Source organism: Microbispora rosea (genome assembly GCF_900156315.1).
GTDB lineage: Bacteria > Actinomycetota > Actinomycetes > Streptosporangiales > Streptosporangiaceae > Microbispora > Microbispora rosea.
The window spans coordinates 223410-247112 of sequence record NZ_FTNI01000002.1; the positions used below are offsets into that span (position 1 = coordinate 223410).

Genomic DNA, 23703 nt, shown 5'->3' on the forward strand with positions numbered 1-23703 from the left:
CGCCCCGGTTTGGATGCGTTAACTTGCCGATGTTCCGGAAATCGCGGGGAAAAGGGGCTCAAATGGCTGGCGGCGGGTTCGACGACTTCGACGTGGAGCGGTTCCAGGCGCGGACGGACGCCAGGATCGGGGCCGTCGAACGGCTCCAGAGCACCCTGTCCTCGCTGGTCGGCCGGGCTCGGGACGAGGACGGCCTGGTCAGCGTGGAGTTCTCCACCCGGGGGCTGAGCGAGCTGGAGCTTCACCCCAAGGCCATGCGGCTGAGCTCGGGCGAGCTGGCCGAGCGGATCAAGGAGACGATGCGCGCCGCGTCCGACGACCTCTACCGGCAGATGAACGGGGCCATGGCCGAGGCGTTCGGGCAGGAGGGCGACCAGTCGAGGTTCCTGGACGACCCGGAAGCGGTGCTCGCCCAGGTCAAGGAGGCGGAGTCCGCCTTCGACCGGACCGCGGAGGACGTGCTGGGCGAGCTCGACCGCATCAGCCGCAGGCTGGGCCTCTGACCCGCCGCCTGTTCCGCTGCGGCGGGCCTTCGACAGCCGATGCGGCCGATGCGGCCGGGGCTCAAAGCCGGCCGCCGCGCCGGGCTGACGGCGTCAGCCGATGCGGTCGGGGCTGATGGTGCTCGTCACGCGCCAGACGTCCGGCTCGGGGTCGTAGATCTCCCGCTGGCGTTCCTCCCGGCCCTCCGATCCGGCCGCGCCTCCCGGGCCGTAGGGCATGAAGGAGGAGCCGGCGCCGGTCTGGCCCGGCCGCAGGCCGCCGAGGACGGATTCGCCCGCCTGGGCGCCGCCGACGCCGAATGCGGTCCCGAATCCGCCGCGCTGCCCGCCGTACGTGCCGATCACCCCGCCGGGCGGCAGCGTGCCGGTGGGCCCGGCCGTCGTGACGGGGAGGTGCGGGTCCGGATAGCCGGTGAGCGCGTTGGGGGTGGCGCCCGCGGGGTTGGTGCCGACGGGCAGGGGATGGGCGTTCGCCAGGTCGGTCCTGTCGGAGCCGCCGATCACGGCCGGAGCCGTGCCCGACCCGTCGCCGGAGCCGCCCTGCTGGCCCGCGTTCTGCCCCGTGCCTGACTGGCCGGTGCCTGCCTGCCCTGCGCCCGTCTGTCCAGTGTCCGACGAGCCGCCGGTGTCGCCCGCGCCGCCGGGGTCGCCCGAGCCGGTGCCGTCGGAGCCGGGACCGCCCGTGCTGCCGTCCCCGCCTGAGCCGGAACCGCTCGATCCGGACCCGGTGGAACCCGAGCCGCCCGTGCCCGAGCCGCCCGTGCCGGACGTGTCCGAGCCTGCGGTGCCCGAGCCTGAGGTGCCCGATCCGGACGTGCCGTCACCGGTGGAGCCGTGCCACGCGCCGGTGCTCGTGACGGGCGCCCCCGTCCCGCCCACGTGGACGCGCGGCGACCGGGTGAGGTCGATGGTCATCGGCTCGATCGCGGGCAGTTCGAAGGCCAGCCCTTCGGCGAAGGCGTTGTTCGCCTGCTGGATGTCCTCGTTGAGCTTGCGGAAGTGGTTGCGCGCGGCCTCGTCCGCATCGGTGGGCGGGCTTCCCGTGGTGCCGCCCCCGGCGCCCTCGTTGCTCGTGTCCGTGGCGGCGGGGAAGTTGGCCTGCGCGTTCTTCACCACGCTCGCATACCAGGACATGGCGGCCCCGCTGGACGTCATGGCGTCACCCAGCGCGCCCGCCGTGGCGTACAGCGCGCGGAGCGCCGACTGCACCTGGACCGCGGCCGGGCCCCGCCACACCTGGGCGAGCTCCTTGGCCGTTCTGCTCAGCGCGGCCTGGATGCCGGCCTCGGACGGGCCGTTGCCGCCGATCGTCCCGCCCACGAGGTCGGCGGCGTCGAGGAACGTCTGGCCGGCTCTACCCACGTCGTCCGGCTTGGCGGCGTCGAGCTTCTGCTTGATCTGCTCCCGGGTCAGGTTGCCCTGGTCGAGACCGTACAGGGTCTCGTAGATCTTGATCAGCTCCCAGCCGGAGTCGGATCCCATCGCGGTCTATCTCCCTGCCCTCTGGCTCACGCGCTGCTGCTCTCGTGGCCCTTTTGGTAGTTGGCGACCGCCTGCTCGACGGCCGTGACCAGCGCCTCGACCCGGTCGATCAGCAGTTGGTACTTGCCGCTGAGCACCTCGTGGGCCTGTTCGGCGTTGAGTCCGAAGTATCTGGCCGTGTCCCACGGGCCGGCCTCGGCCGGACCGACGTTGGTCAGGCCCTGGACCTCACCCGCGGTGCCCGGGCCGCTCCAGGTGGCGCTCATGCTCGCCGGAGCGCGGCCGCGCAGGCTCCCGAGCTCCTCCCGCAGCCCCTTGAGGACCTGAAGGACCCGGGTGTGCTCGATGTACGGCCCGCCCGCCGCGCCGTCCGGGCTCCCGTCGAGACCCGGCCAGCCCGCGGGCAGGCGCAGCTTCGGTGGCGGCGAACCGCCGCCGGAGTCAAGGGTCACGTCACACCTTCCTTGATCATGCCTTGTCGATGCGGGGGGAGGTGGTCTGCTGGTCGCTCATGAAGAAGTCCTCGTCCTCCAGCAACCAGGTGGTCCGCTCGCGTTCCTCGCGTTCCTCGCCCCGGCCCGCGCCGTGCGGCGCGACCGGGAGCATCGAGCCTCCGGCGGAGGGCCGCAGACCCGCCGCGTTCACGCCGGTGACGCCGCCGGCCCCGGTGCCGCCGCCCGCTCCGGCTCCGGCTCCGCCATAGCCGTTGGCGCCGAAGCCCGTGCCGTAGCCCGTGCCCGGCCCGCCGCCGGATCCGCCGGGTGGTGCGTCGAACCGCGGCGTGTGGGCGGCCAGGCTCGTGCCCTGACCCACGCCGTTCGGCCCGTTGCCGGTGCCGTCGCCGTTGAGACCACTCCCGTCCAGCCCGGCGCCGTTCAGCCCAGTACCGTTCAGCCCGGTCCCGTTCAGCCCCGAGCCGTCGAGCCCGTCCAGGCCCGTCCCGTTCGACCCGCCGCCGTCGAGTCCGTCCCCGTACTGTCCGCCGCCCGGCGCCGATCCGGACCCGTCGCCCGGCCCGTACGGCGGGTAGCCGCCGTACGCGGCGGGGTCGAAGCCGAGCCCGTCGCCCGGAAGGCCGGTCCCGAGGTCGCCGAGCGACCCGAGATTTCCGGGGCCGTCCACACCGGTGGAGATGTTCGCGTTCGGGAGGGGCCCTCCGGGCGCGGTGATCGGGGTGAACGTGGGTGGCGTCATGTCGAACTTCGGCACGTCGGTGTCGAGTGAGGCGGGGAACATGTCGTTGGCGGCCTGTGTCGCCTGGGTGAGCTTCTTGAGGTGCTCCTCGGCGGCCTTCATGTCCTTCTCCTCTTTCGACTCCCCGAAGAGGTTGAGGAAGGGGCCGTCGCCGAAGATCGAGCCGATGCCGCCGACGATGCCGCCGACGATCAATCCGCCGACGCCGCCGATGACGGCTCCGGGGATGGCCCCGACGCCCGCGAAGGGAGATCCGGCGATCGCGCCGCCCGCGGCGCCGACCGCCCCGGCCTCCAGGGCGGCGTCGTACCAGTCGATGTCGCTCTCGGTGGGCTTCGGGACGTTCTCGCCCCGGAACTGGTTGAGCGAGCTGGCGTACACGTCCAGCGCGGGAACCACGCCGCGCGGTGTGGAGGGCGGTCCGGAGCGGCCGCCGGGGAGGGAGGTCTCCACGATCGCGTTCATCACCGCGACCGTGGAGGTCCTGAGCCGGTGGAGCTGCGCCTTCACCTGCTTGGCGTCGTCACCCGTGGTCCAGTGCTTGTCGAGCGCGTCGAGATGCCTGTCGAGGGTGTCGACCACGGACTTCAGCTTGTCGTGCACACCCTTGAACTCACCCGAGGCCGCCCTGATCAGCTCGGGGTCGGTCTTCCCGAGCGCGGTGCGCAGGGTGTCCAACATGACGACGCCCGGGTCGGACGCGTCGAACGCCGCCCTGATCGGCATCTTCCTCTCGGCCAAGACGCCTCCTTAACCGCTCCCCGTGTACGGCTAGACCTGCGCCGTGCCGGCCTGCTGCACGCCCGCCTGCTCTCCGGCGTCGAGGTTCCTGATCGCCAGCTCCAGGCGCTCGGCGGCGATGCCCAGAGTCGCGGCGATCTCCGCGTAGACGGCGGTGACCGCGCCCTCCGCGCTGGTCAGGCTCGTGTGGAAACCGATGGCGGCGGCCCAGAACCCGCCGATCGCGTCACGCTGCGCGATCAGCTTCTTCACCGCGCCGCCCTCGGCGAAGGCGACCGGAGTCACCTCGCGCTTGGACGCTCCGGGCGCCAGCAGTTCGAGCGCCTCCTCGAAGTCCTTGCGGGCGTTCCTGAGGGCCGTGCGGCTGACCTCCACGCCTCCGGACATGCGTCACCCTCCCGTTCACGGCCGAGGACGGCTCCGGCGAGGGATCGCCGGCGCCGCCGGCCGTACCGTCGGACGTTCGCTCTGCTTGCCGTCCTACTTGCCGTCGAACATGGCGGCGTTGATCCGCTCGACGTCCTGCATGTTCATGTTCGTGATGTTGATGTTCTTGGCCAGCAGGGACACGATGTCCGCCAGGCCCTTGGCCTCCTGCTGCCAGATCCGCCGGGTCTGGTCGTAGGCGTCCTTGGCGCCGCCCTGCCAGATCGCGGTCTTGGTGTTGAGCTTGTTCTCCAGGTTCTCCAGCTCCGTGACCAGCCTGTTGAAGGCGTTCTGGAACTCGGTCTCGCCCGTGTCGAGACCGCTGAAGTTGACCTTTGTGATGTCGAAGTCCACCGTCGCGCTCTCCGTCCGTTCCTGGTGGTCGTCTCGGGCTCAGCGGCTGTACGTGGCGGGCGGGGCCTGGTTGATGAGCGCCTCGATCTTGTTGATCTCGGCGGTCGCGTGCGCGTTGAACTCGGCGTAGTTCTTGTTGTTCGCCCTGATGCTCTCCGCGAGGGTCTGCAGGCTGCCCAGGATGACGTCCATGCGCTCGTGCCACAGCAGGTGCACCTTGTCGAACGCGTGGTGCGACTCACCCTGCCAGTGGACCTTGAGGTTCTCGCCGGCACCGTCCAGGTAACGCTGGATGCCGCGGATGTTCTCGGCCGCGTCGCCGATCCAGGTGATCGCCTCATCCAGGTCGTGCCGGCTCACTTGGGCCTGGCTTGCGCCAGAGTGCGACATGGTCACCTCCACTGATCCTGTCGAATTCCCCCGACCAGGAGGGTCGGGTGATGACCCAAAAGTCACAGTAATGGATCAGCGGGGGACTTGCCGGGGCTGTCCGAGATTAAGATTTTGTCACGTCTATTGCGCTTTTGTCAGACGGCCGGTTAGGAGCTTTGTACGATTTGCGAGCTTTGTGGTGACTCGGCCGTAAGTAGTTGAAAACGCAATCTGCCGGCAGTCGGCTGGAGGGTGTTGTGACCGATACGAGCGGCGGCGGGAATCCTTTCGCCGGCCTGGCGAACACGATGTACACGGGCGGCGCGGTGGACCCCCGTCTGGCGGACCCCGAGTTCAAGATGGACTACCCCGAGGTCACGAAGTTCGGCAACGACGTGGCCGGCCGGGGACAGGTCCTGGCGGACACGAGCGGGCGGATCAAGAACATCCACCTTCCGATGCTGACCTTCGGCGTGATCGGCGGCAGCCTGAACGGCGTGCACAGCCAGGTGCGGAACACGACGGCCGATGCCGTGGCGAAGGGCAAGGAGGTCCTGGAGTCCTGGAAGGCGGCCGTCGACCAGGCGGTCAAGAACGCCAAGGAAGCCGAGAAGCAGAGCTCCGGCGACAACGGGAAGGGCGGTAAGCCCGGCCTGCCGGGCGGCCCGAAGGCCCCCGGGTTCGACCCCAAGAAGCTCGGACTCGGCGGCGGGTTGCCGAAGACCGGCCCCGGTTCCGGCCTCGGGAACGACTTCACGCTTCCGAAGGACAAACTGGGCACCGACATCGACGACAGCCTGTCGCACCCGGACCTGCCCGACGGGAGCACGCTGCCCGGCCCCGGCGGGAACGGCGACGGCCTGCCCGGCCCGGGTGACGTGAACGGCGACGGCCTCGGCGGCAGCGGGCTCGACCCGAACGGCGGCGGCCTCGGTCAGGACGGCCTCGGCCGTACGGGCCTGGACGGGCTCGGCCAGAACAATGTGAACCCGCTGGAGACGCCCAAACTGAACAACCCGGGCGACACCGCCCTCTCGTCGTACACCCCGAACCCGTCGTCCCTGCCGACGCCGCCACCGGTCCCCGACCTCGGCACGACCGGCTACGGGCCGGGCGACTACTCCGCGAACCGGCCGGGGAGCGGCGGGTACGGCTCGGGCGGCTCCGGCTCGGGAACGTACGGCTCCGGCGCGTACGGCTCGGGCGGGGGCCCGGGCGCCGCCGGTCGTGCCGGCGGCGGGGCCGGGGGGATACCCGCCATGCCGTACGCCCCGATGGGCGCGGGCGCGGGGAGCAACGACGACGGCAAGGAGCGCACGCGGGGTCCGGCGGTGCCGGAGGACGAGAGCACCTGGTTCGGCGACGAGGACGTGGCGCCTTCCGTCCTCGGGATGCAGGAGGACGTCTAGCCCATGGTGAGCATCGGGAACGTCGAGATCTGGGACGCGCGGAACAATTTCATCTCCGGGGCCGGCCTGGCCGGTATGGCCGCCGTCCTGGAGCCGAGCGCGCTGCCGCTGGCGGGGCTGCTGGCCACCATGATCGCCGACCCCGACGCCATGTCGCGGGGCGCGCGCGAGTGGCGCAACGAGGGAGGCGAGAACGGACAGGCGCCCCCCGGCATCGGGCAGCTGCGTAAGGATCTCCAAGCGCAGCTCACGGCACTCGAGTCGAACGGACATCTGAAGGGGCGGATGCTGACCACGGTCAAGCAGAAGTTCGCCGAGCTGGACCACCAGCTCGACGGGCTGGACCAGGGCACGAAGGGCGTCGGCGCCAGCCTCGACTCCGCGTCCCAGCTCTACACGGCGGCGAGCTACATCTCGCTGGCGATGGGCGGGACGGCGTTGGCGCTGGCGAACATCAGCGTCGCGGCCAAGACCAACCCCCTCTCGATGGCCGCGATCCAGCCCACCGTCACCGGCATCCTGGCCACCATGTCGAGAACCGCGCAGAAGGTGTTCGCGGTCCTGGCGAGGTTGAACTGGAAGGTCGCCGCGATCTTCACGGGAGTCGCCTACCTCGCCGGCGGCGCCCAGCAGAAGTTCCCCGGCATGCAGGCCGTCACCATGCAGGCGCCCGACTTCACCAAGGCCAAGGTGGCCTTCGACCCGGCCACCGGAGGCCTCGCCGATCCCCTTCCGAACCCCGACGACATACCGAAGCCGCCGTCCTTCATGCCTCCCTTCAGCCTCTGATGGAGTGGGCCACCAGCGCGTTCGAACGGCGGCTCGGGGCGGCGTACGACGCGGGGGACACGGCGGCCTGCCTGAGCATGCTCAGGGACACCGAGCTCGCGCTGCCCGCACCCCCGGAGGGAGGCGCCGCCTGGCCGACGATCACCGCGCCCGACCGGGTGTGGCTGCCCGCCTACACGTCGGTCGAGGCGATGCGGGCGGCCACGGGACTGTCGCGGGTCAGGATCACCTCGCTGGCCGAGCTGGCCGCGGGCTGGCCCGATCCCCGGTGGGGTCTCGCCGTCAACCCCGGCCTGCCGGTGCGCTTCCTGCTCGAATCGGGGACCGTCGCCAGGCTCGCGGTCCCCACCCTCGCGCAGGACCGCAGGGCGGAGCCCGAGCCCGCGCTGCCGGTCGTGCAGAAGCCGCTCACACCGTACGACCTGCGGACCCACCTCGGCGAGGGGGAGTCACGCGTCTCCGGCTACTGCCACCACGCGCTCGACGTCGCGCACGTGGCGACGCCCGCCGTGCTCGCCGACGCCCTCGGCCGGGGCGCCGACGACGGTCTGATCAGCGGCGAGGGCTCGCTGTTCCTGCTGCGGTGGCGCACGGTGGGGCTGAACCTCTACCGCACGCCGTACGGCGGGATCGACGAGGCGGGCATGGCGGCGGTCGCCGGCTGGGTCATCGAGGAGCCGCCGTTCGTCGGCATGGGCCTCGCGCCGAACGTGGACTCCCTGGTCCGCGAATACAAGGTGGACGCCGTACGGCTGCCGCACGGCTCGGAGATCGTCGAGCTGACCGCGGCCGGGACCGAGGTCGTACGCGCGGTCCACGACGGCGACCTCGGCCGCTGGCTGCCCGGCGAGCACCCGAGCCATACCCCGGCGAGCTCCTACCGGGCGCGCTGGCGGGGAGCCGAGTTCGCGGCGAATCCGGATGCGGGGCATGACGGGCTGCTGATCCGGCTGCTCAGCGACGTGCCGGCCGACGGGTTCGAGGAGCGGGCCCCCGGCCGCTTCGTGCGGCCGGTGCCCGCCGAGGAGTGCGAGGCGGTCTTCCACGTCACACGGGTGTGCGAGTGGCGCGGCGCCCCCTGCCTCGTACGCGACGAGCGCACGGGCGAGCTGCTGCTCGAATACACCGGCGGGCGGCTGCCGGTGGCGCGGGCACTGGGCATGGAGCGGATCGAACGGGGCGTCCACCGGCGGTGGGTGGGCCGCGAGGAGGTGAGCGAGCCACGCGAGCACGCCGAGCCCCTCGACCTGGGCTCGGGTGAAGGGGATGGACGCAGATGAGCGAGACCGATCCGCACATCCACGTCGAGCAGAAGGTGATGCAGGCCGGCGCCGCCTACCGCAATCTGATCGCGTCGTCGTTGGGGCGCGCGCCCGACGCGCCGGATGTCGTCACCGCCGGGTGCGGGCTCCGGGTGCCCTACGCGATGACCTCGACCCGCCCGGAGAGCGTCACCTGCCTCGCCTGCCGGGAACACGCTCACCGGGAACACCTGCGCTACGCCGAGCAGGTGGAGCGTCTGAGCCGGATGCCCGGGGCGCCCGTGACCGGCGAGCAGGCGGCCAAGGCCGCGCGATGGGCCAGGGAAGTCGCGCAGCGGTTCGCCGGCGGATGACCCGAGGCCGTCTCGGGATTCCCTGAAGCACGCCGGGGAGACTCCTCGCCGCGCCGTTGCCCAAGCGGTCCACGCCCGGCTCGTCCCCGCCCTCGCCCGGGGGACGAGGGGAGCGCGCGCTGCTCGATCTGCTCCTGCTCGATCTCCTACAGGGGTTCGGCGGCCCTGGTCATCGGACCTCCCGTGTCACCGGTGTTGAGCGTGCCGACCGGCTCCACGAGCATGACGGCCGTCTCCTCCTCGGCCACGGGGCAGTGCTCGACGCCGCGGGGCACCACGTAGAGCTCGCCGGGTCCGAGGACCACGTCCCCTTCGCGCAGCCGGATGGTGAGCCGGCCGCTGACGACCACGAACAGCTCGTCGGTCTCCGGGTGGGTGTGCCAGACGAACTCTCCCTTCAGCTTGGCGAGCTTGATCTCGTAGTCGTTGAGCCCGGCGATCTTCCTCTGTGTCCACAGCTCGTCGATCAGGGAGAGCTTGTCGGCGATGTTGACGGGGTCGAGGGAAACGGACATCGTGTGGCGCCTCTCACTTCGGGTGCACCGCCGGGGAGGGCGATGGCGGATGTGATGAGCGTGGCCCGGCCCTCTGCCGCCCGTCTTGTACGTTTCTAGCGTGATGGCTCACCGTCGCCCGCCGACCGTCAGTGCCTGGCGGCCGCGGGTGCCCGGCATCGCCGAGGTCTTCCACGCACACTTCACCGACCACGCCTACCCGGCTCACACTCACGACACGTGGGACCTGATGATCCTCGATGACGGTGCGGTCGACTTCGGGCTGGACCGTCGCCGGCACGCCGCCGCCGATCTCTCCGCCGTACTGCTCCTGCCTCCCGGTGTCCGGCATGACGGCAGGACCGTCACCACCGCGGGCTTCCGCAAACGCGTGCTCTACCTGGACACCACCGTGCTGCCGGAACGCCTCGTCGGCAAGGCGGTGGACGCCCCGATCCTGGCCGATCCACTACTGCGGGATCGGATCCACCGGCTGCATGTCGCGGTCGGTCACCCAGGAGAGGCGGTCGAGGCCGAATCACGCCTGCTCCTCGTCGCGGAGAGGCTGCGCTTCCATCTTGAGGCGTTCCGGCATCGGGCACCGGGTCGGGATGCGCACCGGTTGGCCGTCGAGCTGCGTGAACTGCTGGACGCCCGGGTCCGGGTGGGTCTGTCGCTGCGGGAGGCGGCCGCCGTCCTCCACTCTCACCCGACGCACTTGATCCGCTGCTTCACGCAGACGTACGGCCTGCCGCCGCACACCTACCTCACGGGCAAGCGCATAGAGCTGGCGCGCGGGCTCCTGCTGGACGGTCAACGGCCGGCCGGTGTGGCGACAAGCGTGGGATTCCATGACCAGGCGCACCTCAACCGGCACTTCACCCGGCATGTCGGCGTCACACCCGCGCGCTATGCCGCCGGTGAGAACGTGTCACGCAGGCGTACCCGTCAGGCGTCTCAGGCGTCCCGTCACTAGCCGGATGTCAAACGAAGGTGTGATAATCCCGGATATTGGACATTGATCATCATTCAGGTGAACGCGGTCGATCGGGGTGATGAACATGGCCGGGGGACAGACGCCGGATGCCGCCGGAATGCGGGCGTACGCCGAGGAGTTGCGGGCCACGTTCATGCGCCTGCAGGAGGAAGCGCCCGCGTTGCACGAGAAGGCGCGTGCCGTGCAGGTGACGGAGAAGTCGCGTGACGGGCTCGTGGCGGCCACCGTCGGTGCGAACGGCGACCTGATCAGGCTCGACCTCGACCCGCGCATCTATCGCCGGCAGGACGCGCGCGGCCTGGCCGACGCCATCACCCGGACCATCCAGGCCGCCGTGGCCAAGGCCCAGGACCGGGTCGTCGAGATCTTCGCGCCGCTTGTCCCCGCAGAGCAGATGAGGGCGCACATCGATGGCGACCTCGACGCCGTGCTCGAACAGATGTCGAGGCAGATGCCGAAGCGGACACCGGAGAGCCGATGAGCGAGCGGAGCCGCCAGGCGAGGGGTTGGCATGAGTGATCTGTTCGAGGTGAACTACGTCGACATCCGCCCGCAGCAGCTTGCGAAGGGCCTGTCGCAGTGGCACGCCGCGTCGTCCGACGTGGAGAGCGGCTACGCCGCCGCCCAAGGGGAGATCCAGCGGCTCAACGCCGCCGAGCCGTGGGGACACGACACGGCCGGCGCCGCCTTCCGCTCCGCCTACATGCAGGGCGACGGGCCCGACACGCTGATTAAGCAGGGCGGGGAACTCGCCGCGAAGGTGGTCGAGCTCGGCCCGACCGTACGGCGCAGCGCCGAGAACGCCCGCGGGATGGACGGAGAACGGGCCAGAGAGGTGCGCGAGATCCTGAAGCGGGTCTGACGATGACGCACTCCTCCACCACTGGCACGGGCTCCGGCGCCAACCCGTCCACGACGAACGGCGACGTCACCTCGGACGGCACCGGGCTGCCCGCGTTCGCCGACGGCGGTGGCTCGGTCGTCGACGTCACCCCCGCCTGGGGCGAGTCGCTGCCCGCCTGGGCCGACGATCTCATCGCCCTGCTCACGGCGGGCCAGACATGGCCGGAGGCGAGCGAGAGCCTGCTGTGGCAGCTCGCCCGGGCCCACCGGTCCGCGACCGTGAGCGTCGTGCGGTCCATCGATCCCGTGGGAGCCGCCGCCGTCGCCGTGCTCAGCGGGATGCAGGGCCCGTCGATGCAGGCGTTCCTGGACCGGCTCGGCGACCACTACTCGGAGGACTCCGGCCTGCTCAAGGTGGCGAACAACCACTTCGCCTACGGAGCGCAGGCCGACAACTTCGCTCGCGAGACGCAGTATTCGAAGCTGTCGGTCAACGTGGTGTTCTGGATCGCGCTGATCGCCACGTTCATCGCGCTCGTCGCCGCCTTCTACTCCGCCGGGGCCTCCACCCGGTTCATCGGGCCGATCGCCGCCCGCGCCCGGGCCGAGACGGAGAAGATCCTCGAACGGCTCGCCCTCGCCGCCGGGCGCCCCGCCGCGGCCCAGGCGCTCGCCAGAGGGACCGTGCTGGCCTCGGTACGGGCCGGCCTGCTCGGACGCATCCTCGCCAACCCCCTGGGCAGGGAACTCGTCGAGGAGATCGGCGAGGAGGTCGCCGGCGACGCCCTCGCCCAGTCCCACCAGCGGAAGTCGGGCACCCGCGACGGCTGGGACTGGAAGATGACGAGTGCTACCGCCCTGGGCGCGGCGGGAGGCGCGGGCATCGGCATGCGGGCCGCGCACCCGATCAGCAACCTGGTCAACAGGACGCCCCTGCTCAGAAGGCTGAACACCGACGCCCCCGGCTTCGGCAACGCGTTCAAGCGCTTCCCCGGCAGGGCGCTGACGACCGGGCTGACCAACGTGATCGCCTCCCCGGCCGGGAGCCTGCTGGCCAACGGGCTCGTGTACGGCCAGTGGGAGCTGCCCGACGGGGAGTCGCTGCTCGGGGCCGCCCTGTCGGGCGCCGGCCGTACGAACACGATCAGCCCGTTCAACCCGGACGCGATCCAGGCGGTCGTCAGCCCGCGTACGGCCCTGGCCTCGGCGTACGACACCAGCGTGCGCACCGACCTGATCCGCGCCTTCTCCGCCATGTCTCCGGATCCCACGGCCGGACAGCCTTCGGGCGGCGATCCGGGTGCCGCGAACACGAACACGACCGGCGGCGGCCAGACCGCGAGCGGCGGCGGACCCGCGAACTCGGGTGGTACGAGCACCGCGTCCGTCGTGGGGCACCCCTCCGGCGGCCCGGCCGCCCCGTCCGGTGCCGGCCAGGCGGCCACGACGCCGGGCGGATCCGCCCAGGCGGCGAGCACCGCGCCGTCCGGCCAGGTGACGGCCGCACCACCCGGCGGCTCCGGCCAGCCCACCACCGGGTCGTCCTCCGCGCAGCCCGGCGCGAACACCACGCACCCCGGCACAGCCACTACCGCCAACGCGGGCGGTGCCAACCCCGGCACGGCGGGTTCCGCCGGCACGACGAACGCGGCCAACGCGACGAACGCGGGCACCTCCACGAACGCGAACGGCGCGAACGCGGCGGGTGCGACCGCCGCGAATCCGGGTCAGGCGCCGGGGGCCTCGCAGAGCGCGTCCGGCGCGCAGACCACCGCCGGTTCCGCCCCGGGCGCGGGTGCGAGCGGCACCGCCGCTGCGTCCGGCTCAAGCAACCCGGCCAACGCAGCGAACCCGGCCAACGTAGCGAACGCGGCTGGCCCTGCGAACGCGGCTGGTCCGGCGAGCCCGGCCAACGCAGCGAATCCTGCGAACGCGGCTGGTCCTGCCAACGCGGTGAACCCGGCGAACGCGGCCGGTGCGAGCAACTCGGCGGCCGCTGCCAGCGCCGCTGCGTCCGCCGCCGCCGGTCCCGTGAGCACGCCCGCCGCAGCCGCACCCGCGACCCGCACGGCGACACCGCCGTCCGCTTCCCCCTCCAGCGGCACCACGTCATCCGCCGCGGCGTCACCAGCCGCCCCGGCCCCGGCAGCGTCCTCGGGAACGAGCGGCAGCAGCGCTTCCGGGAGCACCGCCGCGGCGCAGGCGTCGGCTACGGCGGTCTCCGATGTGCTGTCCACGATCGCGCCCGACGCGCGCTTCCTGCCCGACGACCAGGGCGCGAGGCTGACCGGCCCCGACGGCAGGCCGATCCAGCTGTCGGGCGAGGACATCACGACCCTCACGGATCGGCTGACGGCGCGTGCCGCCGAGGGCGTGGACACGCCTCGGCTCCGCGCGGAGGCGGCCGCCCTGCTGGGGGCGAGGATCGCCGAGGAGAGCCTGGGTTTCCCGGCCGAGGGGGCCCTCGACGCGCTCGCCCGGCTCGCCGACGCGACGCCGGACAACCGCGCCGCCGCCGTCGAGGTGGCGGGCGAGGTGCTGGAGGACAACCCGCGCGGCTGGCGGCCCGGCCGGCTGAGCGACGCGGGGGCCGTGCTGGTGGAGGAGGCGACGGTCTCGCCGTACGGACCTGGCCACGCCCTCCGCGTCGGCCGCTCCTCCGGCACCGCCGCGGACATCGTCCGCCGCGCCGAGGCCCTCGCCGGAATCCCGTCCACGGCGCCCTCGACCACGGCGCCCTCGACCACGGCGCCCTCAACCACGGCGCCCTCGACCACGGCGCCCTCGACCACGGGGACCGCTCCGGCGACGAGCTCCGCCCAGACGGCCAACCCCACGGGTCACACGCGGCCCGGACCGCGTACGACCCGAGGGAACGGCCAGGTGACCGCCCGGCCGATCACGCGGAGCCTGTTCGTCGCCGACGGCAGGGCGCCGCATCTGGCCGACCTGTCGTCGAGTGAGGCGGAGCAGGGCTTCAGGTCGCTCCACCCGTCCGACGTGGGTCCGGACGTGACGGCGCTGGACCCGGCCGGCGGGCGGACGGTCGTCGTGCACACGGGCCGGTTCGGCGCGCAGCACTTCCGGTACGAGATCGGCCGGGTGCGCGGCCGCCGTCTCGCCAGGACCAGGGTCAGGTCGGGCACGGCCGCGAAGCCCCACGTCGTACGGCTGTCGCCGCGCCTGGCGAACGACGTCCTCCCCCGGGTGTGGCTGCACGAGATCAGCGACGTCTTCCAGCGGATGTCCGGCCCCCGGCAGGGCGTGGTCCGCTCCTTCCTGAGCCGTACGGCCGAGCGGGACGCCACGGCCTGCGTGACCGCCCGCTATCGCGAGCACGCGCTTCTGGCCAGGCAGTGGCAGGCGGCCCCGGCGCCGGAGCGCCCCGCCATCGCGCACGAGATCGAGCAGCTCGGGCGGGAGATCGTGGGGCTCGGGCACGTCGCCCCCGCGCCCCCCTGGTCACAAACCACCACTGCACAAACCACCACTGCACAAACCGCCCCCGCACAGAGCTCGAGCACGCAGAGCTCGACCACGCAGAGCTCGACCACACAGGGCTCCGCGGCGTCCGATCCGGTGGCGGAGCTGCTCGGGCTGGCCCGCACCCAGCGGGAGACGCTGACGGACGCCACCCGCGAACTGCTCAACGCGGTCAAGGAGAAGATCGACAGCACCCAAGCGGCCACGGCCGACGCGAAGAAGGCCGAGGAGGCCGCCGAGAAGGCGTCGCGGGAAGAGGACCGCAGCGCGGAGGAGCGCCGCCGCAAGGCGCTGGCGGACCGCGACCTCCACCGGGCGAGTGCCGAGCGCGCCCGCCGGAGCAGGGAGGCGTACGCGGAGGCGGTGCGGCGGGCGATCGCCGCGCGCAGGAAGTACGAGACGCTGGAGAAGGCCCTCGACGCCCTCCCCCCGGGCGCGAACAACACCCTGCCGGCGGATGTCGCCCGGCTGGCCCGGGAGGCGGAGGCGGCCCACACCGCGTACACGGAGGCGCACGCGGACGCCCTGCCGTCGCCGGAGGTTCTGCCGGAGGCGACGCCCGCGGGCCGGCTGCCCCACCTCGAACGGCTCACGCGGGTCGTCAACGACATGCTCGAACGCGCCGGGGTCGACCACCGCTACTCGCCCGACGAGCTGTCACACGTGCTGCGGTCGAACTTCAGGTGGCTGGTGTCGCCGGACGGCGCGCTGCTGCGGGTGGGCCGCGGCACGCGGGGCGAGCTGCGGCTGCGGCTGAAGGTCACGGACCTGGTCGAGGTCTTCGGCCATCCGGTGCGGCACTCCCAGTCGATGCTCGGCCAGTTGCCGCAGGGCGGCCGCTCGGCCTCCGCCACCGCCAACCGCTCGGTGCGCCTGGCGCCGAACTTCGACCTGAACGCCGTGAGCAAACCGCTGCAGTACGTGCACTGGGTCGGGATGCTGATGAAGTTCGGCGTGTTCAAGGGCGGTGTCGCCTTCGGCGGGAGCGAGTCGTTCAACGGCAACGCGTCGGACTTCGCGCTGGCCGGCGCGGTGCAGGACAACGCGGGCGAGGCGCTGGTGCTCGACGGGCTCGCCTCGGTGGAGGCGGAGCTGCGCACCGCGAACGGCACCGAGCGGGCGCGCGTGGACAGCGGCACCGCCGGCGACGCCCAGAGCCTGCAGGTGTATCTGCCGCACACGCACGCGCAGCGGGGGCCGGCCGAGGTCACCCGGCTCGACGAGAAACAGCGGCAGCGCACGCCGTTCCCCGAGCACGGGGTCACCGGGCTGACCGGGCTGCAGGACCTCGCCGAGCGCACCGCCGAGCGGACCGGCCGCTCCCAGATCGGCGGTATGACCCGCGACCAGATCTTCACGATCATGACGAAGGAACTGCCCGCCCGGCTCGGCGAGGCGATCAACGATCCCGAGGGGCTGCACCGTCCGATCACCGTGAACGGGCGGGTGGTCGGCTACGTGCGGATCAAGAGCCGGGTCGTGATGAAGACGGCGCGGCCGGTCGGCACCCCGAGCATCAAGCACCGCCTGGAACGGCTGCGCGTGGGGTTCTCGGGCGCGTCGGGCTCGCGCTCGGCCGGCCGGTCGGTCGAGATCAAGGGCACCACGGGGGTCCAGGTTCCCATCGGCAACCCGAGTCTGCTCGGCCGCGTCCGCCTCGGCGGTTACAAGACCGCCATCCCGCGGCTCACCGGGGGGTTCGGCCGCTCCTGGTCGTGGTCGCGGTCGATGAGCGCGGGCGGGACCGCCATCCGGCCGAGCGTGCAGCGCTGGGCGGGCCACACCCAGGCGTACGCGCTGGAGCTCGTGCACACGGTGACCGTGCAGCTGAACACCGACGACTCCCCGCTTCCCCCTGTGAGCGGCCGGAGCACGGGCCTGTTCCGCATGCCCGAGCCGCAGGCGTACCGCTACGGCCTGCCCGTCGACCGGTCGGCCGTACTCAAGGACGGCAGGCTCAGGGACGACCCGAAGCCCGGCACGCCCAAGGGCCGCCTGCCCAGGCTGCCCGGCTGGTCGCGCGAGACCGGGGCCGGGCCGGGGCTCGTCCAGGCGAGCGAGCGCCCCGAAAGCGTCCGGAACTTCGACGAGGTGCGGGCGGACGTCGTGAGGCGGCTGCGTGACCTCGGCCTGCTGCCGGACGAGAACGGCCGGCTGTCCCGCGACCCGCTGACCCGGGCGAGCCAGATCGCCAACATGATCGAGGTGGCCGAGCAGTTCTCCCCGGCCCGCCTGCAGACCGGCTACGACCAGGCCATGCAGGACGGCATATTCCTCGATCTGGTGAGCCAGGGCATCGGCCGGGCCAGCCGGCACCTCACGATGCGAATCCGGTTGAACCAGTCGGGCCAGGAGGAGTTCCTGGGCACCAGCGCCGCCGACATCGCGGCCGACCTCGACATCTCGTCGGAGACCTCCGGCCGCACGGTCAGCAGGTCGGGCGGCCGGTCCTTGGACGTCGGCCCCTCCCTCGGCCTGGAGACGAAGCCGGGCGAGGCCGGCTCGACCGGCGGCGAGGGGGGCTTCCACCGGAACAAGGGCCGTACGGCCGGAATGACCCTCAACGACACGGGCAACCTGGTCACGCTGATCGAGGGCACCTCTCCGGCGGCGGTCTTCGAGGTCCCGCACACACTCACCGTGGACCTGATCGAGAACGGGACGGTCACGCCGCTGGCCCAGAGCGACGACGTGTGGATGCGGGTGCTGTTGCCCTCCGACCTCCTGCCCGAGGACCGGGCCGGGGTGTCGCCCAGCCACCCGACGTCCCCGGAGGCGCTGAGCCTGGCCACCCTGCTGCACGTGGACGGCACCGGCGTGGTCGACGCACTCCAATCGGTGCTGCCGAAGGCGATGCGGCCGGGCTCGGTGTCGTTCCATCACCTCGCGGAGGCGTTCAACACGCGCAACCTCATCTCCCACCCGGAGTGGCTGCTCGCCGACCCCGCCACGCCCGCCACGACGTACAGCACCGCCATGGCCGTGCGCCCGCGTGGCCTGCGTACGCACCGGGCGTCGGCGTGGATCACGGCCCGGCCGGGTGAGTCGGCGTTCGTGACCGCGGCCGACCTGGTGATCGGCGACATCAACTTCACGATGGGCGCGTACACCGCGCGGACGGAGACGCGCGGTGGACGGTCCGTGGACGCCTCGTCCGGCGTGAGCGAGGCCCTGCCCCGCGCGTTCGGCGGCAGAGAGGGGGCCGGCGCGTCCGCGGCGGGGAGCACGTCGTCCTCGATCTCCGACACGGCGATCTGGGGCAGGGAACGGCTGGCCATCGACACCGGCAAGCACTACGTGTTCGCGATGAAGACGGACATCACGGTTTCCGGGGACGAGGCGGGCAACCGGCGGGCCGACGCGGAGCCGCTGCGGGACAGGACGGTCGTCTACTCCCTCCCCGAGCGCGACGCGCTCGACCTCTACGGCAGGGGCGAGCTCAAGCTGCCCCTCGACCAGGTGGCCGACGCGGTCACGCGGCTGCTCGACGACAACCTCCAGCTCGACCCGCGTACGGCCGTGCCGCTGGTCCGCAGATATCTGGCCGATCGGGCGCTGGCGCGAAGGGACGGCCACCCCCGGTCCGACCTGGAGCAGAAGCACCCCCGCGCCATGCTCGCCGAACGGCTCGCCAAGGACTTCCCGATGCGCCTGGCCGCCGAGGGGAACCGGCTCAAGCGGATGCACGACAGGCTGCCCGACCTCGCCAGCCCCGTGGACGTCCCCGACCTCTATCGGGACTCTCTCGGCGAGAGCACCGTGAAGAAGACCGATCTCAAGGCCCCGGACGGCACGCCGACCCACGTGTTGGACCAGGTGCTCGACCAGATCGGCAGGGTGGCGCCCGGCGCGCTCAAGCGTGACCCGGTCCTGTTGCGCAGCCTGTTCGGCGACTTCGCGGGCAAACGCTGGTGGGGCAAGATCGACGACATGAGCGGGGAGGCGGGCTTCGTCAAGACGTACTCGCTCAAGATCGGCCCCCACCTCACCGAGGACGTCACGGTCAGGATCAGGGCGGTGCTCCACGGCGACGAGGCGAGCTACGGCGGAAACGTCCACAACTTCGGCCAGATCCTCCAGGACTACACGTACACGCAGGAGGACCGCACCGAGTCGTCGGGCAAGACGTTCGGCGGCAACGCGAACGCCGGGGCGGGCCCGGCCGCCGGCAGCGGCGGCCGCACGGCCGCCACCGACCGCTCGCACACCGGCACGGCCTCCACCGGCACCCAGCGGACCCGCATCCAGCGTGCGGCGGCGTTCCGCGGCGGGCAGCTCGTCGCGCATCCGGTGACGATCACGATCGAGGTCGAACGCACCTCGGGCCGCCTGCGCGGCGCCGTGGCCAAGACCACCCGCGTCCCCCGGACCAGCGCCGTCACGCTGGACGGCACGATGGCCCGGGTGCTGCCGGACGGCATGGTGGCGAAGGAGGGCACGGTCGCCGCGAGGCAGTCCGCCCGGCCCGACGTGCGGCGGGTCGCGCCGCCCGAGGTCTTCGTGACCGAGCGGCTCAGGGCCGACGGGCTGCTGCGTGCCGTGTTCGACCGGCTCTCCAAGAAGGACCTGCTCGGCGGGGCCGCCGCCATGGAGAACTACGCCGCACTGGCCAAGGCGCTCACCGGGAACGGCCTCACGACCCGGCTGGAGCGGATGACCGGCCCCGACGGACACCGGCTCGTCCGGCTGCCCATGCCGGGCCGGCCGGGCCAGATGGTGGACGTGCGGATCCACGCCGACCTGTCCGAGCCCGACCCGGTGGCGCTGGGCCTGCAGGACACCGAGCTGGGGCAGGTGGACCGTGAGCAGAACACGGCCGGCACGGCCACCGACCGGGGGCAGATGACGCCGGCCGGCCGCACGTACAGCGGGGGGAGCGCGGCGGGTGTCGGCACCGACCTCGGCGCCGGGGACCAGACCGCGCAGTCGAGCTCGGGCAGCGGCGGCAACCGCGACGAGACCAGCGTCTTCGCGAAGGGCACCGGGGCCAAGGTGCGGTTCCGGGTCGACTTCGACCTCCGGTTCGAGGTGCGCCAGGTGGCGCGCGACGGCGCGGAGACGGTGCTGCGGACCGTGGACGTCCCGCGCGGCGCGACCGGCACGGCACACCTGATCATGTTCCAGCACGCGCTGGAGGAGATGCTGGCGCGGCGCGACGCCGGCGCCGCCCGGCCGCTGTGGGACTTCAACCGGCAGCGCGCCGCGGCGCCCGGCGTCTTCTTCTCCCACGACCGCGTGCGTGAGATGGCCGCGAGACATCCGTCGTACGACCCGGCGGCGCCCGCCACGCTCACCAAGGCGATGGCCGAGGTGCTCAGAGGGAGGACCGGGACGCTTCCCGTGGGGATCGTCGCCGACGCAGGCCCCACGGGTTCGACGGCTCTGGTGGAGGAGGCCAGGCTGCTCGCCCGCGACCTCGGCGCCGACGTCCACCTCGATCTCCGGCGGCCCGACGGCACCGTCGAGCGCTTTCACGCCACGCCCGTGGGCGAACTGTCCGGCGACCCCTTCGCCGAGGCGCTCGGCGCGGTGCCGCCCGGCCTGGTGGAGCTGGCCGATCGGCACGGCCTCGACCTGCGCGACCTGTACGGCGGGCGGCCCGATGGGTTCGCCGGCCGGATCGGCGAACGGCTCGACGCCCTCGGCGTCGCCCGGCCCGCGCCGGCCGACCCGGGATGGCCGGTGCCCGAGACGGCCGCGGACGGCACCTGGGGCGGCAACCCCCTCATCACCGCCCCGCCGGGCTCCGTGACGGCCGAGTCCATCCCGAAGACCGCGTTCGTGGCCGACGGCCGGGCCCCGCACCTGCCCGACCTGTCGAACGCCGAGGTTCCCCCGGCCGTCGCCGACCTGCGCCCGGCGGACTTCGGCCGGGGCGTCCGCGCCGTGACCGCGACGCCGGACGGCACGGTCGTCACCGTCGAGACCGCCAGGTCCGGCACGGAACGCTTCCTCGTGCTGCCGGAGAACCCCGGCGGCGGCCGCCCCGCCCGTACGGACCTCGGCGCGGGCACGGACCCGAACGTGATCCGGCTGTCGCCGAGGCTGGCCCCCGACGTGGTGGCCCGGGTGCTGCTGCACGAGATCAGCGACACCCTGCAGAAGCGGGCCGCGCTGGAGCAGGGGGTGGTGCGCCGGTTCCTGAACGCCGTCGATCCCGGCTACGACGCCTGTGCCACCGCCCGGCGCAACGAGCACGCCTACCTGTCCCGCAAGTGGCTGGCGGCGACCTCGGCCGAGGAGCGGGCGCGGCTGCGGCACGAGATCGAGGCGGTCGCCCGCGACCTCGGCGCGCGGGGCCAGGCGGCGCCTCCGCCGCCGTGGGTCACCGTGCCGCCCCAGGCGCCGGTCCCCGACCGGTGGGAGCGGATGCGCAGGCTCAGCAACATCTCGGGCTGGGAGCCGCCCGACGACGATGACGAAACCGTCCCCCGGCCGGAGGACGCAGGACAGCGACAGATGAGGAACGCGTGATGCCCTATTCGATCGCCAGGAGCAGGGACGAGGCGCAGCTCTATCTCGACCTGCACCCCTGCGCCTGCGGCTCGGTGGACACCGGCTGGGACAGCGGCCTGGCGAACGTCGAAGGGGAGCTGGTCACCTCTTACGACGGGCGCTGCGCGGCGTGCGGCGCCGAGCGCGAGTACCTGTTCGGACTTCCGGAACGGGAGGTGACGCCCACCGGCTTCCCGACGTTCGGCGGCGCGGAGCCGTCCGAGCTGCTGGACCCCGGCGAGTGGCTGTGGGTGGCCGACCTGACGGCGGGCAACGTCCCTGAGGGAGATCGCAGGCAGGCGCTGTCCATCGCGCGGGCCGCGGTCGAAGAAGTGATGAAATTCGTCCCGCCCGGGCAGGACGAGGTGCCCGAGGACGCGTTCTGGTCGGAGCGGGGACGCGCCGTGCGCGCCGCCGAGCCGGGGCGGTTCCGTCTCGACCGGCTGCTCGTCGTACGCGACACCTACCGGGAGCTGGCCGGAGCATAAGGTTGCAGGCATGGAGCAGGCAGTGCCGATCCCGTACGCGCGGACGCTCGCGGAGGCCCGGCTGTATCTCGCGCTGACCGCGCACGAGGCCGCACCCGAGGAGCCGCCGGTCGAGGGGCCCGAGGCGTGGACGGTCCGGTCCGGTGCGGTCGAGGTGCTCGTGCCGTACGCGAGCGAGGCGGAGGCCAGGGACGAGGGGGAGCGGTTCGGCGTCGGCCTGTCCGAGCTGATCGACCCCGGTCAGTGGCGGCTCGCCGGCGCCGCATACGCGCGCCGCGCGCTCGCCGACGACCTCGAATACGCCGAGGAGCCGGGGGACGAGGGGCTCTTCCAGCGGGTGGTGAGCGGCTGGGAGACGGCCAGGGACGCGCTCGGGGAGGCGCTCAAGTTCATCCCGCCCGGCGAGGACGAGGTGCCCGCCGAGGCGTTCTGGACCGAGGCGGGGCTGGCCGCCCGCGAGGCGGAGCCCGACTGCTTCCTGCGCGACCGGCTGGCCGAGGACATCGCGTTCTACCAGCAGAACCTGGACGACTTTCGCAGCTTCGGCGGCTGACCTACTTGCCGAGCGGCACCGGCACGCGGGCGGCGGCCGGGTCGAGTGCCGGGCCCTCCGGAATGAGATGCAGCAGGTGCGCGGGCACCGGTGTGGCGTCGGAGGCGTCGTAGCCGAGCTTCGGCAGCAGGGCGGCCGAGGCGACGGCGAACCTGCGGCCCTGGTCCGTCACCAGGAAGTAGTTCGTGATCGACCCCAGCTGTCCCTCGCCGGGCAGCAGACCCGCGACCGCCGCCGACCCCGGCGGGAGCAGCACCTGGTCGAACGTCTCCTGGCTGCCCGGAGTCCTGGGCGTGGGAATCGTGATCGAGGCGCCGACGGTCAGGGTCGCCCGGGTCGAGCCGCCGCGGGTGCCGGCGTAGACCGCGCACAGCGGCGAGGTGGAGGCGGGGGAGACCACCGTGGGCATCGTCTCGGGCATCCCGCCGCCCAGCACGCTCGGCTGCTTGGAGAGGGAGGCGTTGGCCGTGGCCGCGTCGATCTGGACCGGCTGGCGCGGACGCCTGCCGTACGCCGCCTTGATGGCCGGGTCGGACAGCAGGAGCGTGGCCTGGGTGAGAGAGATCGGCGCGAGGCCGTCGGACAGCAGGACGTACCAGCGGGCGGGGGCGCCCCCGATGCCGGGCACCGTGAAGACCTGCCCGACCGCCGCCGTGACCGCGCCGTCGGGCCCCCGGACCTTCCTGCCCAGATTCGGCACCTTCGGGCCGCTGAAGTCGGGGCCTTCGGGGAGGGCGTTGAGCCAGGTCGCGGGCACCTTCCTGGGCTGGGCGTTCAGGGCGCTCACCGCACTGGAGCTCGCCCGCATCCGCCGGTCGCCCCAGACGACCCACTTCTGCCGGCCGTCGTCCACGACCATGGCGCCGCCGCCGAGTGGCCTGCCGCCGACGTCCAGGCCGCCCACCAGCGTGACGTACGGCCGGGGCGCACCGGTGGCGTCCGGGCCGTCCACCACGCACACCGACCACGGTCCCCGGACCAGTTTGTCCTTGGGCGGCAGCGAGTCGGGCGCGCCGGGGATGCCCACGAGCGGCCCGCGCGGCAGCTCGGCCAGAGAGGCGGCGGAGACGTCGCGCACCGTCACGTCGGCGGTGTCGAGCAGCAGCCGGGCGGAGACGTAGTTCGCCGTGGGGAGCAGCACGCGCTCCTGCTGGCTGTAGACGTAGGTCGCGCCGGTGTCCTGCTCGACGAGGAGCTGGCCGGGCTCGGTGAGCTTGGTCGCGCCGCCCGGCTTGATCACACCCCAGATGCCGAAGACGGCGAGCAGGAGCACCGACAGCAGGATCCCGCAGAATGTGGCGATGGTGTGCCGCCGCATCGGCGACTCCGCGACGTCCGGCTCGCCCTGCAGCAGGGCCTGGCCCAGGCGCTGCTGCATCAGCCGGTATGCCTGGTAGAGGTCCTTTCGGGTCTGCACGTCACCTCTCCGCGTCAAACGGCGTGGAGGCCAGCATATTGATCCTGC

19 protein-coding genes are annotated in these 23703 nt (G+C 72.6%); 11 read left to right on the forward strand and 8 right to left on the reverse strand.

The window, feature by feature from the left end:
• Nucleotides 1–62 precede the first annotated feature (62 nt).
• Nucleotides 63–503 (forward strand): hypothetical protein, encoded by a 441-nt coding sequence (locus BXA11_RS03725; RefSeq protein WP_030508514.1) that lies wholly within the window; start codon nt 63–65, stop codon nt 501–503.
• A 93-nt stretch (nt 504–596) separates the two neighbouring features.
• On the opposite strand, the gene BXA11_RS03730 is transcribed toward BXA11_RS03725, so the two are convergent.
• From BXA11_RS03730 to BXA11_RS03755, 6 genes are all read right to left on the reverse strand, one after another.
• A complete protein-coding gene (locus BXA11_RS03730; protein ID WP_076432731.1) occupies nt 597–1985 on the reverse strand; it encodes a hypothetical protein in 1389 nt (462 codons plus the stop codon).
• Nucleotides 1986–2011: 26 nt separating this feature from the next.
• The gene (locus tag BXA11_RS03735; protein WP_030508516.1) at nt 2012–2437 is read right to left on the reverse strand and encodes a hypothetical protein; all 426 of its coding nucleotides are present in this window, start codon (nt 2435–2437) and stop codon (nt 2012–2014) included.
• Between the two features lie 16 nt (nt 2438–2453).
• Nucleotides 2454–3920 (reverse strand): WXG100 family type VII secretion target, encoded by a 1467-nt coding sequence (locus BXA11_RS03740; RefSeq protein ID WP_076432733.1) that lies wholly within the window; start codon nt 3918–3920, stop codon nt 2454–2456.
• A 30-nt stretch (nt 3921–3950) separates the two neighbouring features.
• Entirely contained in the window at nt 3951–4307 is a 357-nt protein-coding gene (locus BXA11_RS03745) for a hypothetical protein (protein ID WP_030508518.1), read from the reverse strand.
• 93 nt (nt 4308–4400) lie between these two features.
• Nucleotides 4401–4700 (reverse strand): WXG100 family type VII secretion target, encoded by a 300-nt coding sequence (locus tag BXA11_RS03750; protein WP_030508519.1) that lies wholly within the window; start codon nt 4698–4700, stop codon nt 4401–4403.
• 39 nt (nt 4701–4739) lie between these two features.
• Nucleotides 4740–5090 carry a WXG100 family type VII secretion target gene (locus tag BXA11_RS03755; protein ID WP_143734063.1) on the reverse strand — a complete coding sequence of 117 codons (351 nt, stop codon included), beginning with the start codon at nt 5088–5090 and terminating at the stop codon, nt 4740–4742.
• 239 nt (nt 5091–5329) lie between these two features.
• On the opposite strand from BXA11_RS03755, the gene BXA11_RS03760 reads away from it, so the two are divergent.
• Genes BXA11_RS03760 through BXA11_RS03780 form a run of 4 tightly spaced genes read left to right on the forward strand, consistent with a single transcriptional unit; the run spans nt 5330 to nt 8885 of the window.
• On the forward strand, nt 5330–6481 hold the full coding sequence (locus tag BXA11_RS03760) for a hypothetical protein (protein WP_076432737.1): 1152 nt from the start codon (nt 5330–5332) through the stop codon (nt 6479–6481).
• A 3-nt stretch (nt 6482–6484) separates the two neighbouring features.
• Entirely contained in the window at nt 6485–7270 is a 786-nt protein-coding gene (locus BXA11_RS03765) for a hypothetical protein (protein WP_076432739.1), read from the forward strand.
• Nucleotides 7270–8550 (forward strand): SseB family protein, encoded by a 1281-nt coding sequence (locus BXA11_RS41130; protein ID WP_083743929.1) that lies wholly within the window; start codon nt 7270–7272, stop codon nt 8548–8550. The genes BXA11_RS03765 and BXA11_RS41130 overlap by 1 nt, the downstream gene beginning before the upstream one ends.
• Nucleotides 8547–8885 (forward strand): hypothetical protein, encoded by a 339-nt coding sequence (locus BXA11_RS03780; protein WP_076432741.1) that lies wholly within the window; start codon nt 8547–8549, stop codon nt 8883–8885. Before BXA11_RS41130 ends, BXA11_RS03780 begins: the two co-directional genes overlap by 4 nt.
• Before the next feature lie 146 nt (nt 8886–9031).
• Here BXA11_RS03780 and BXA11_RS03785 read toward each other — a convergent pair whose 3' ends face one another.
• The gene (locus BXA11_RS03785; RefSeq protein ID WP_076432743.1) at nt 9032–9400 is read right to left on the reverse strand and encodes a cupin domain-containing protein; all 369 of its coding nucleotides are present in this window, start codon (nt 9398–9400) and stop codon (nt 9032–9034) included.
• 103 nt (nt 9401–9503) lie between these two features.
• Between BXA11_RS03785 and BXA11_RS03790 the strand changes: the two genes are divergently transcribed.
• The 6 genes from BXA11_RS03790 to BXA11_RS03815 all read left to right on the forward strand — a co-directional run bounded on the left by BXA11_RS03790 (nt 9504) and on the right by BXA11_RS03815 (nt 22238).
• Nucleotides 9504–10355, forward strand: a complete 852-nt coding sequence (locus BXA11_RS03790; protein WP_076432745.1) for a helix-turn-helix transcriptional regulator — start codon at nt 9504–9506, stop codon at nt 10353–10355.
• An 85-nt stretch (nt 10356–10440) separates the two neighbouring features.
• Nucleotides 10441–10857, forward strand: coding sequence for a YbaB/EbfC family nucleoid-associated protein (locus tag BXA11_RS03795; RefSeq protein ID WP_076433134.1), 417 nt, complete (start codon nt 10441–10443; stop codon nt 10855–10857).
• Between the two features lie 30 nt (nt 10858–10887).
• The gene (locus BXA11_RS03800; protein ID WP_076432747.1) at nt 10888–11238 is read left to right on the forward strand and encodes a hypothetical protein; all 351 of its coding nucleotides are present in this window, start codon (nt 10888–10890) and stop codon (nt 11236–11238) included.
• A gap of 2 nt (nt 11239–11240) precedes the next feature.
• Complete coding sequence (locus BXA11_RS03805) at nt 11241–21176, forward strand: WXG100-like domain-containing protein (RefSeq protein WP_076432749.1); 9936 nt, start codon at nt 11241–11243, stop codon at nt 21174–21176.
• Nucleotides 21176–21685, forward strand: a complete 510-nt coding sequence (locus tag BXA11_RS03810) for a hypothetical protein (RefSeq protein WP_076432751.1) — start codon at nt 21176–21178, stop codon at nt 21683–21685. The genes BXA11_RS03805 and BXA11_RS03810 overlap by 1 nt, the downstream gene beginning before the upstream one ends.
• A gap of 10 nt (nt 21686–21695) precedes the next feature.
• Entirely contained in the window at nt 21696–22238 is a 543-nt protein-coding gene (locus tag BXA11_RS03815) for a hypothetical protein (protein WP_076432753.1), read from the forward strand.
• A 1-nt stretch (nt 22239) separates the two neighbouring features.
• Here BXA11_RS03815 and eccB read toward each other — a convergent pair whose 3' ends face one another.
• Nucleotides 22240–23655 (reverse strand): type VII secretion protein EccB, encoded by a 1416-nt coding sequence (eccB, locus tag BXA11_RS03820; RefSeq protein ID WP_076432755.1) that lies wholly within the window; start codon nt 23653–23655, stop codon nt 22240–22242.
• Nucleotides 23656–23703: the final 48 nt, after the last annotated feature.